Source organism: Bacteroides sp. 43_46 (assembly GCF_001915455.1).
Classification (GTDB): domain Bacteria; phylum Bacteroidota; class Bacteroidia; order Bacteroidales; family Bacteroidaceae; genus Bacteroides; species Bacteroides caccae.
On the sequence record NZ_MNQN01000052.1, the window covers coordinates 1 to 11,310 of the forward strand.

Below are 11,310 nucleotides of genomic sequence, written 5' to 3' on the forward strand. Positions count from 1 at the left end.
AGAGTATTTTTCCTCCAATTAATTTGCATCTTTCAATATATTATCCGAATATTGCAGAGATGAAAAAGCACACTATGAATCCAGTTGATGAAAAAATCATAATAAAAAAGCTAAAGGCAGGAGACAACGAGGCATACAAGTATTTGTATGACTATCATTATGTTGCTCTCTGCAAACTTAGTTATTATATGCTGAAGGATAAAATACAAGCAGAAAGTATAGTCAGTGATGTTATTTTTCACTTATGGGAGATTAGGGAGAATCTGGAACTTGTTCCTCCTCTACGTAATTACTTAATTATAGCCGTACGTAATAAATGCCTGAATTATCTGGCTCTCAAACAACAAGAAGTGGAAATCCGTTTTTCTGTTATGGAACGGGCAGGAATCCAACTGCAAAATATCATCCCAGACAATCAGCAACCTCTAGGGACGCTAATAAAGAAAGAACTGGAACATAAAATTCAGGAAGTGATTCAAAAACTTCCCCCTGTCTGCAAGCAGGTATTTATGATGAGCCGCTTCCGAGAGATGAGCTACGAAGAAATTTCTCAGGAACTTGGCATCTCCGTCAATACGGTTAAATATCACATAAAGAACGCATTAGTAGTACTCAAGAAAGAATTTGGAACTTTTTTATGCATTTTTCTCGCTTTTTACCCTACCCTCTTATTCTAAAAAACTGTAGTATATATAAAGGCAATCATTATTTATGGATGAACAATCACTACATACAGACACAGTCCACGATTGGATTACCGGATATCTGACCAATAGCCTGACACCGGAAGAAATGCAATCATTTCAAGAATGGCTGAATGCCTCGGAAGAAAACAGAAAATATTTCTCCGATATACAGGAGGTATGGATAGCCGCCTCGAATGAGGCAGACGATGTTCATAGCTTCAACAAAGACAGAGCTTATCAACTATTCCTGAGACGAACCGGAGAAACTACCCAACAAGGTATCAATAAACGCAAGGCTTTCCAACTTCGCCCATGGATGTATGCTGCCGCGATGACTATCATTGTCTTTATTTGCGGAACGATTGCTTTCCAGACAGGAAAGAGTGTTATCCGCAAGCAGTTAACCCAAATTTCCATTGAAGCCCCATACGGCTCAAAAACCAAATTATATCTTCCGGACGGGACGCTGGTCTGGCTCAATGCCGGTTCGAAGATGAGTTATGCGCAAGACTTCGGTATCAACGAACGGGCACTGAATCTTACCGGAGAAGCTTATTTCGAAGTAACCAAGAATAAACATATTCCTTTTAAAGTACATACTGATGAACTGGACGTAAAGGTATTAGGAACCAAATTCAATTTCAGAAATTATCAGGATGATCTGGAAGCGAAAGTTTGTTTGCTCGAAGGTAAAGTGGCTCTCAGCACCCAACAAAAGGAAATGATACTTCACCCGGATCAGCAAGCCCTATTAGACAAGAAGACCGGAAAATTATTGATTTCAAGTACTAAAGCTGCTTACAGTGCCGAATGGACAAACGACCGTCTCTATTTCGACGAAGCGTTGCTCCCCGATATTGTGAAGGAACTGGAAAGAAGCTACAATATAAAAATCACTATTGCAGACGCTGCGCTAAACTCCGTCCGTTTCTATGGTAATTTCCGCAGAAGGGAACAGAGTATCCGGGAAATTATGGATGTACTATCATCTACCGATAAAATGACTTATTCCATTGAAGGAAAAAATATTGTGATCACACTTCCTGAATGAAACAGAATGTTAAACCTTTTAAAACTTAAAAAGAATATGAAAAGCAACTTTGAAAAAACATGATTTTACTCTCCCTGATAGAAATAAAAAAAGGTCAGGTTCCTTTCCAACCCCTGACCCCTTTTGACTTTCTGTCTTAAAAGCCACAGTGACTTTATTGATGAAAGCTTAGGCAAATATAAATAAAATCCTAAACTTCTCATCCTATTTATCAATTATTTATTCATTGACTTATGAAAACTAAGAAAAAAGTTTTTTTCATGGTCCTGCTCATGCTATGTCTTCATCTGAGCTCATTTGCGCAGCATATCAGTATGCAGTTGAAGAACGTGACAGTAAAACAGGCCATTGAAACCATACAGAAGCAGAATGGATATTCATTTACATTTGCGGCAAGCGATCTGAATACCCAGAAGATTATTACGGTAACAGCCAGGAACCTACCTATAGAGAAGGTAGTGGAACAGATTTTAATAGGACAAAATGTTAGTTTTACAGTTCAAGGTAAAGACATCATTATAAAAAAGAAAAGTAACCAAGCCGCACAACAAAAGAAAAAAAGTACGATCAGCGGAATAATCACAGACAATTACGGAGAACCGATCATCGGTGCCAATATCAAAGATAAAAATGGTACAAATGGGACTATCTCCGATATTGACGGAAAGTTTCAACTCACTGTCGACGAAGGTAGTAGCGTGCAAATATCTTACTTGGGATATCTGACGCAGGAAGTGAATACCAGGAACAAAACGCATCTGGCTATCTCAATGAAAGAAGACGCACAGGCGTTGGATGAAGTTGTCGTTGTGGGGTACGGAACGATGAAGAAAAGAGACTTGACCGGTGCTATTTCTTCTATCAAAATGGATGAAACTCCCGTGCAGACCTTCACGACGGTCAGCCATGCGTTAGCCGGAAAAGCAGCAGGTCTGCAAGTAGTGCAGACGAGTGCACAGGTAGGCGGCGGCAGTAGTTTCAATATACGTGGAGCAGCCTCTGTCGGCGCCGGGAACGATCCGCTTATCATCATTGACGGTTTTCCCGTTTCTTCCAGTTCTACGCTTGGTTCAGGCAATCGTTACGAAGCGGGGCAAACCGATAATATTCTCGAATCTATCAATCCGAATGACATTGAGTCGATAGAGGTTCTGAAAGACGCCAGCTCTACCGCTATCTACGGTGCAAGGGCCGGACACGGTGTGATTATCGTTACTACCAAACGGGGAAAAGAAGGAAAAGCAAGCGTCAACTACTCAGCCAATGTCTCTGTGCAAAGAATGAAAAACTCATTCAAGATGTTGAACGGACAGGACTATATGTATCAGACCAACCGATATTATCACGAGCTATGGCTGAAAGAAAAAGGAGAAGGCATTTACGAGGATTATATGATTCCGAATGATGATGCGGCGGACTTTAAGCCCAGATACTCGAACGACCAGATACTCAACGCGCCGACAGTTCCTTGGTTTGACGAAATCACACGTACCGGACTTATGCACCAGCATAATGTTTCTATAAACGGCGGAACGGAAAAAACGAAATATATGGCTTCTATCAACTACCTCAACCACTCCGGTGTAGTGAAAAATAATGACATGGAGCGCTTCACTGCAAAAATAAATCTAGACCAGCAGATTTCCAAGTACGTAAAGGCCGGATTGTCTTTCAATATTAGCCGTAATAACTACGATAATGTACCTTTGGGAAACGGCGAGAATGAAAATTCCGGTATCATTACTGCTGCTGTTGCTTTCAACCCGACTGTTCCCGTCAGAGATGAAAAAGGAAATTATTCGACCAATCCTCAGATGCCTCAACTCCCGAACCCGGTGTCTCTCCTCGAAATTAATGATAAAACTGTAAAGGAACGATTGTTGGGTTCGGCTTATATAGAAGTGGAACCCATCAAGGGACTGAAACTAAAAGCCAATTTGGGTATCGACCGAAAATATCAGAAACGAAAAACTTATCTTCCGAAAACCACTCAATACGGGGCGGCAGTCAACGGTCAGGCATATTTAGCCCAGGAAGATAACAACGACTATTTAATGGATCTGACAGCCAATTATCAAAAAATATTTGGTGAACATAGTTTCAATGTTCTTTTCGGTTATTCCTATCAGAAGTTCAACACCGAAGGAATGAGTGCAGGTAATCAAGATTTTATCAATGATTCATTCCTGTACAATAATCTGGGAGCAGGAAACTATAGTCGACCGCCGGTAGGTTCGTACGCTTCGGTAAGCAGCTTGAGTTCTTACTTCGGACGTTTCAATTATTCGTGGAAAGAAAAATACCTGCTCACTGCCACCATTCGTGCCGACGGCGCCTCCAACTTTGCCAAAGGACATCAATGGGGTTATTTCCCTTCCGTATCCGCCGGCTGGCGCTTCTCCGAAGAAAAATTTATCAAGAGTTCTTCCTCTGACTTTCTTTCGAATGGTAAACTACGCTTAAGTTGGGGACAAACCGGTAATTATAATGTAGGCAACGGAGCTCTCGACTATTATGGAGCAGACCCGTGGTATGGCAGCCAATTCGGTGATTCACAGCACGTAGGTATCTATGTATCACAATTAGGTAACCCGAACCTGACATGGGAAACGACAACCGAATTTAATATCGGTCTGGACTTGGGATTTTTCAACAATCGGATTAACCTAACTGCCGAATATTTCCAGCGTACGATCTCCGATTTGCTGGTGAAGAACAAAACGATTCCCCATTATAATGAAGTAAAAACCATTGCAGCCAACATTGGTTCGACTCAAAGTAACGGTGTGGAACTGACTCTGAACACGCAAAATATACAGACTAAACAGTTTACATGGAGTACTGATTTAACTTTCTCAACGTATAACGACCGTTGGAAAGAACGAGATCCGAACTGGAAACCTGCTGCCTATCAGAAGGAACAAGACCCGATTCGCGGAGTCTTTGCCTATGTAGCCGACGGACTGTTACAACCTGGTGAGGAAGCCCCCGCCCACCAGCCGCAACTTCTTCCCGGACAAGTGAAACTTAAGAATATAAATGGAGATGATAAACTGAATGAGGAAGATATGGTCTTAATCGGACGCAATGACCCCAAATTCATTTTCGGTTTCAACAACAATTTTTCTTATAAGAATTTCGACCTTAATATATATATGTATGGACAGGTAGGTAAAATTGCCGGAGCAAACAGTTATTACGACGCCTGGGGATCTTACGGAAACCGCATCAAACTGGGACAGAATGTACCTGTCTCTTTCAAGGATGCCTGGAGTTCGGACAACCAGACAAGTACACGCCCCAGCTTCATCGAGTCGGCTTATGGTACCGGTGATCTGTTTCTCCAGAAAATTTCATTCCTGCGTATCAGAAATATCACATTAGGCTACACCGTGCCAACCAGTAAAAGTATCTGTAACCGACTGCGAGTGTATGCTGACGTCAACAATCCATGTGTATGGACCAACTGGAAAGGCCAAGATCCGGAAACGGACAGTAACACGAATGCATATCCCAACGTCACTAGTTTTAGTATCGGAGTAGATATTTCATTCTAAATAAACCTAAAAAGAATTGAACATGAAAAGAATTACAAAACTTATATATCTTGCTCTCGGAAGCTGCCTCATCGCAGGACTAAACGCTTCGTGTGAACTCGTCTCCGAGAACTATGGTGATATCAACACCAGTATCTTCCCCAAAACGGCAGAAGACGCTGACGCTATCACAACGTCTGCCGCATACGCCACCTTTAAAAATAGTGGCTATGGAGGTCTGTTCAATATAGCAACAGGCATACAAATCGTCAGCGACGAAGCAGGCGATTACGGAATGTGCAACTGGGGTTGGGACCACATCAACTATGCCAACTGGAACACCCTCAAGATATCCGGTTCCGGTAGCTGGCTGACTGTTGAGAGCTACGCCTATGTAAACGATATCAGTAAAATGACTCTGACTATCGACCGGTTGAACGATATTGAAATGGACGATGCCCTCAAACAGCAATACATCGCCGAACTTCGCATGGGCAGGGGGTGGCTGGCATACCTTCTCTATGATTTCTACGGTCCAATCCCCATTGCCGACCTGGAAACACTCAAGAATCCTATGGCTGAGAAAATTCTCCCCCGACTCAGCGAGGAAGAAATGCAGACATATATCGAGACTGAACTTACAGAAGCAAGCAAAGTACTGCCTGCCAACTACAAAAAGGGAGATAAGAACTATGGTCGTTTTACAGCCGGATTGGCACATACTGTTTTGCTAAAACTCTATATGCTGACCAAGCAATGGGACAAGGCGGAAGCAGAGGGACGCGAACTGATGAAACCTGAATATGGCTTCGAACTTGTGCCCGAATACAAAGATATATTCACGCTGGCAAATGAGAAGAACCCGGAAATTATCTGGGCTTGCCAATGTGCCAAAGGATACCAGGAACATAAATGGCAACCTCATGTATTACCCAACGACTATAATTTCACTTCTTATCTGGATAAAATGACCAAATGGAACGGATATAAAATCTCATGGGATTTTATGCAGACCTTTGATCCGGCAGACAGACGTTTGCTGACGATTGCATACGAATATACCAGTAAAGACGGAGTGGTACATAATGAAAAGAATGACAGACCGGATCCTTCCGCTCAATTATATTTAGGAGCAGTTCCATTGAAATATGAATTTGATCCGGATTGTACGGGAGAAGATTCACAAATAGACTGGATTATCTACCGGTATGCCGATGTGCTCACTTTGACAGCAGAGGCTATTGTACGCAACAAGAATGCCGTAACGCAGGAAGCTGTTGATTTGCTTAATGAAGTGCGTACCCGCTCGCTTCCGGGCAAAGGATACAGCCTGCAAGATTTGAACAGTGTGGACAAATTTCTGAAAGCTGTATTGGACGAAAGAGGTTGGGAGTTATATTTCGAAGGAAACCGCCGCCAAGACCTGATCCGCTATGGATTATTTGTGGAAGCTATCAAGAAGAAGGCTCAATCAATGGGTAAACAAACGCTTGTGGATGAAGACCGTTACCGCTTCCCTATTCCACAAGATATTATTGACGAAGGTCAGGGAATAATCAAACAGAACCCCGGTTATTAATCACTGAAAAGAAAAAAACATGAAAAAGTTAATTTATAGCATCATCGGGCTACTAATGTTCGCCGGTTGCGAAGATGATTATAAGACCGACATCACAATTCCAATGTCGGGCATATATCTGAGTTCTCCCGCCGAAGGAGCAACTATGGACTTAAATGATGAAAGTAAAGATTCATACGAGTTTACTTGGGATAAGGCTTCGGAACAAGGTTCCGTACTGATATTCAGCACTACCAAGGACCTTGTGAAACAAGTTACCGTAGAAGCAGGGACAGGAAAAAATTGCAATATATCAGCACTGGTTATCAACCAATTACTTTCCAAGTTAGATATTAAATCCGGAAATGAAAGACTCATTTACTGGACTGTAAAAGATAAAAATAACCAGACTGCCGCCGCATCAGAAGTTCGTACGCTACAAGCCAGACGAATGAAAAGTATCTTGCTTGCTCCTGAAGATATGTCGACAGCCACTTTGTTGGCAGACGCTACACAAACCAAAATAAAATTTGAATGGGATGCTTCAGGAATCGGTAATGATACAGAGTGTACGGTACTTCTTTCTTTAGATCCGGAAATGGACAACTTCGTAGAACTGCCGACCAAAGGAACAGGAAATATATCGATCACCCACGAAGAAATGGAACAGACAATCGAAAAACTGTCTATCAAGCGTTACCAGACCAATACTATTTATTGGAATGTACGTAACAATGCAGATCAGTCACTTATTTCGCGTGTCGCCAACACATTATACACAAACGACATGATGCGTTTGGTTGACAAACGTGGAGATGAGACGATCACTTATCCCGTAGTCCGCGTGACATTCTCCGACGGAACTTCGCAAGTGTGGACAGCCCAAAATCTGAATACTACCAAATACCCGGATGGAACGGAAATCGAAGCCGAATATTACAGATATGCTCCCGAATCCCTTGGAGAAGACTGGATCAAAGCAATCGGTACCTATTACAGTTTTGTGATTCGCGACCGGATTATCCCGAAAGGCTGGAGAATACCGACCGAAGCGGAATGGAATTATTTATTCTCTGAAGCCGGAAAGAATGGCGGGTATAATGTTCTTAAAGATCCTGTCTATTATTATAAAGATCCTACCGGTCAGGAACATTTGAATGAATGGGGACTGAGCTTTACTTCAGCAGGTACATGGAACTTGGATAGGGACGCAATCGAACTGGCCCAGGAAAAATTCTACTTTATGGCCGCCGACTTGGGCGATCCTGCAACCTGGAACGATCCCTGGCGAGCTTTAATCCATGACAACAGCGAAACATTATGGGTATCCTGGGCTAAAGGAACCGTCATGCGCTATATCTATGCAGAATAACTAATAAAACATGAATCATTATGAAAAGATATTACTTTCAAATATTACTGGCGTGTTGTCTGACGCTATTTGCCGGATGTTCCGATTCCGATTCGGAATCCGGTCAGAACGGCATACCCAAAGGTTCAAAAGCTATTGACCTGCAACAAGACAGAAGTGGTCTGCTACGTAATCCCTGCATGGGTTGGGGACTTTATGACGATGCAGTCGGCAATGTAGCCAACGCAGAAGAGTATTGGGCTGCACAAGATGAAGCTGCACGTAACTATGCATCTTTCTTCTATATACGCTGGCGTTGGTCGGAAATGGAACCGGAGGAAGGAAAATATGCCTGGATCTACGACGAGAACTATAAAAAGCTGATTCAAGGAGCGCTCGACCGGGGATTGAAGTTATGTTTCCGTATCTATGACAACGGACAGGACAACATCCGCCAAGGTACTCCCGAATATGTCCGTGCCGCAGGTGCCCAAGGATATGAAGTCGAAGGACAAAATAACGCCAAACTATGGACTCCTTATGCCGACGACCCTATCTTTCAGCAGAAATATGAAAAGTTTGTCGCAGCATTCGCCAAAGAGTATGATAACCCGGATATCGTAGATTTTATCGACGGGCACTCTTTAGGCTGGTGGGGCGAAGGCTCACATATCAAGTACCTAAATTCTGACAAGAAGAAAGAGACTTTCGACTGGTTTACAACGATGTATTCCAAGAACTTCAAGAATATCATTCTGGTATTACCTTATAATAGCGAAATCGGATTCAATACGGAAAAAGAAATCGCTATCGACCAAAAAGGGTATGGATTGCGCAGAGACGGTCTGGGAAGTATGTGGTTTACTGAAAATGACGAGAAAGTAGCGAACGAGATGTATGGAAAAGTTTTAATGGTGGGCGAATGTGCTTACTGGGGAGGATATACGGCTGCTTACGAACCTTTCAAAAATGACACAAAATATTCCTTCAAATCATGGAAGGATGTATATAATCAGAGTTTCGACCATGCCCAGACTTATCATTTCAATACACTCGACCTAAGGACGATTACCGAAACAAAGGGCTGGACGGGACTGGCACCGGAACTTGTCCGCAAATTTGTTCTGAACGGCGGATACAGGGTATATCCTACTTATGTAATCATGCCTTATGAAGCCTCAGCAGGCCAAACCGTATCTATCTCCCACTCATGGAGAAACACCGGATATGGTTACTTGCCGAATAACATGAAGAATTGGAACTATAAGTACAAACCGGCCTTTGCCTTGTTCGACGAGAGCGGCAAACTGGTAAAATCATGGATTGACGAGGATGCCGAACCTTCGCAATGGTTGTCTAACCAACGGAAAAACTATACTTACGAGGTTTCCCTCGACGGTATTTCCAGAGGCAATTACCAATGGGCGGTAGCTATTGTCGACAAGACCAAAGATAACCAACCGGGTATCAATATCGGTATCAAAGATAAGGAGAAGAAGGATGGGTGGACGTTTATCAGTGAGATGACAATTAAATAAATGAACCGATAAAGCATGAAACATATACATTTATATCTATTTGCACTTATCTCCGTGATCCTTACAAGCTGCTCACACGCCTGTCAAAAGGTAGAGTTGCAGGAAGACACCGTATCATTGCTTCGCAACCCTTGTATGGGTTGGGGAGTATATGATGACGCTAATGATGAAGTACAAAACGCGAATATTTACTGGGCTGCCCAAGACGAGGCAGCCCGTCAATACGCTTCTTTCTTTTATGTACGTTGGAGGTGGTCGGACATGGAACCGGAAGAAGGCAAATACGCCTGGCTGTATGATGAAAATTACAAAAAACTGATACAGGGTGCCTTAGACCGTGGATTGAAACTCTGTTTCCGTATTTACAACAACGGACAGGATAACCTGCGTACCGGAACTCCTGACTACGTACGCCGTGCCGGAGCAAAAGGATATACTGTAAAAGGATTGAAAGGTGATCTTTGGACACCTTATCCGGATGATCCGATTTTTCAGGAAAAACTGGAAAAGTTTGTCGAAGCCTTTGCCAAGGAATATGATAATCCGGATATTGTAGACTTTGTAGACGGATATAGTCTTGGTTGGTGGGGAGAATGTCACCATGTGATCCTGCAAGACCAAAACAAATTCGAGCAAGTGTTCGACTGGTTCACAACCCTCTATTCCACTCACTTCAAAAATGTGCTTCTTACGCTCCCCTTCGGCAGCCAAATCGGTTTCGACACCGAAAAACGAATTGCAATTGACGGAAAAGGATATGGCATGAGACGAGACGGATTGGGAAGCATGTGGTTCAGTGATGAAGAAAGGAGGATCGTCGCGGATATGTATGGAAAGACACTTCTTGTCGGAGAATCCTGTTACTGGGGATGTTCCACCGATGATTGCACTCCATTCACCTCGGATACACGTTATCGGATGAATACATGGAGAGATGTATACAAACAGACCTTCCAACACGCCATTGAAGGACATTTCAATACGTTGGATTTAAGAGAGCTCCCCGAAACAAAAGGGTGGACCGAACGGGCAAATGACCTGGTAGAAAAGTTTATTATCCAAGGAGGATACCGGATATATCCATGCAGCGTATCATTGCCAGTCCGTGCCAAAGCCAAATCGACAGTCCTCATTTCACACGAATGGAAAAATACAGGAAATGGTTATCTACCTAACAATATACCCAACTGGAATTATAAATATAAACCGGCTTTTGCATTGTTTGACCTACAAGGGAATCTAGTGCAAACATGGGTAGACGACAACGCAGAACCTTCGGACTGGTTGCATAACACAGTGCATTCTTATACTTATCCGGTTACTTTCACGGATATTCCGAAAGGTACTTATCAATGGGCTGTAGCTATCATCGACCAAACAAAAGACCAACAGCCGGGAATTAAACTGGCAATCAAAGACAAGCAAGAAAAAAAAGGCTGGTTTCTACTTAATGAGATCGTTATTCAATAAAAAACAATTATATGAAAAATTACAAATTTTCTAAAGAAATAAAGGGATTATTCTCACCGCAGTGAGAATAAATTCTTATCGCTATGAGAAAAAGTTCTCACCATAATGAGAATTTTTTCT

At 42.6% G+C, this 11,310-nt stretch carries 7 protein-coding genes; all 7 read left to right on the forward strand.

The window, feature by feature from the left end:
- The first annotated feature begins 74 nt into the window (after nucleotides 1-74).
- Nucleotides 75-677, forward strand: a complete 603-nt coding sequence (locus BHV72_RS05540) for an RNA polymerase sigma-70 factor (RefSeq protein WP_005682826.1) — start codon at nucleotides 75-77, stop codon at nucleotides 675-677.
- Nucleotides 678-711: 34 nt separating this feature from the next.
- Nucleotides 712-1,737 (forward strand): FecR family protein, encoded by a 1,026-nt coding sequence (locus BHV72_RS05545; protein ID WP_286855046.1) that lies wholly within the window; start codon nucleotides 712-714, stop codon nucleotides 1,735-1,737.
- Nucleotides 1,738-1,970: 233 nt separating this feature from the next.
- Nucleotides 1,971-5,294, forward strand: coding sequence for a TonB-dependent receptor (locus tag BHV72_RS05550; RefSeq protein ID WP_286855047.1), 3,324 nt, complete (start codon nucleotides 1,971-1,973; stop codon nucleotides 5,292-5,294).
- A gap of 22 nt (nucleotides 5,295-5,316) precedes the next feature.
- The gene (locus tag BHV72_RS05555; protein WP_022041818.1) at nucleotides 5,317-6,852 is read left to right on the forward strand and encodes a RagB/SusD family nutrient uptake outer membrane protein; all 1,536 of its coding nucleotides are present in this window, start codon (nucleotides 5,317-5,319) and stop codon (nucleotides 6,850-6,852) included.
- Nucleotides 6,853-6,871: 19 nt separating this feature from the next.
- Nucleotides 6,872-8,203, forward strand: a complete 1,332-nt coding sequence (locus BHV72_RS05560; protein WP_149928104.1) for an FISUMP domain-containing protein — start codon at nucleotides 6,872-6,874, stop codon at nucleotides 8,201-8,203.
- Nucleotides 8,204-8,223: 20 nt separating this feature from the next.
- Nucleotides 8,224-9,720, forward strand: a complete 1,497-nt coding sequence (locus BHV72_RS05565) for a hypothetical protein (RefSeq protein WP_022041816.1) — start codon at nucleotides 8,224-8,226, stop codon at nucleotides 9,718-9,720.
- 15 nt (nucleotides 9,721-9,735) lie between these two features.
- Entirely contained in the window at nucleotides 9,736-11,190 is a 1,455-nt protein-coding gene (locus BHV72_RS05570) for a hypothetical protein (RefSeq protein WP_122134047.1), read from the forward strand.
- Nucleotides 11,191-11,310 lie beyond the last annotated feature (120 nt).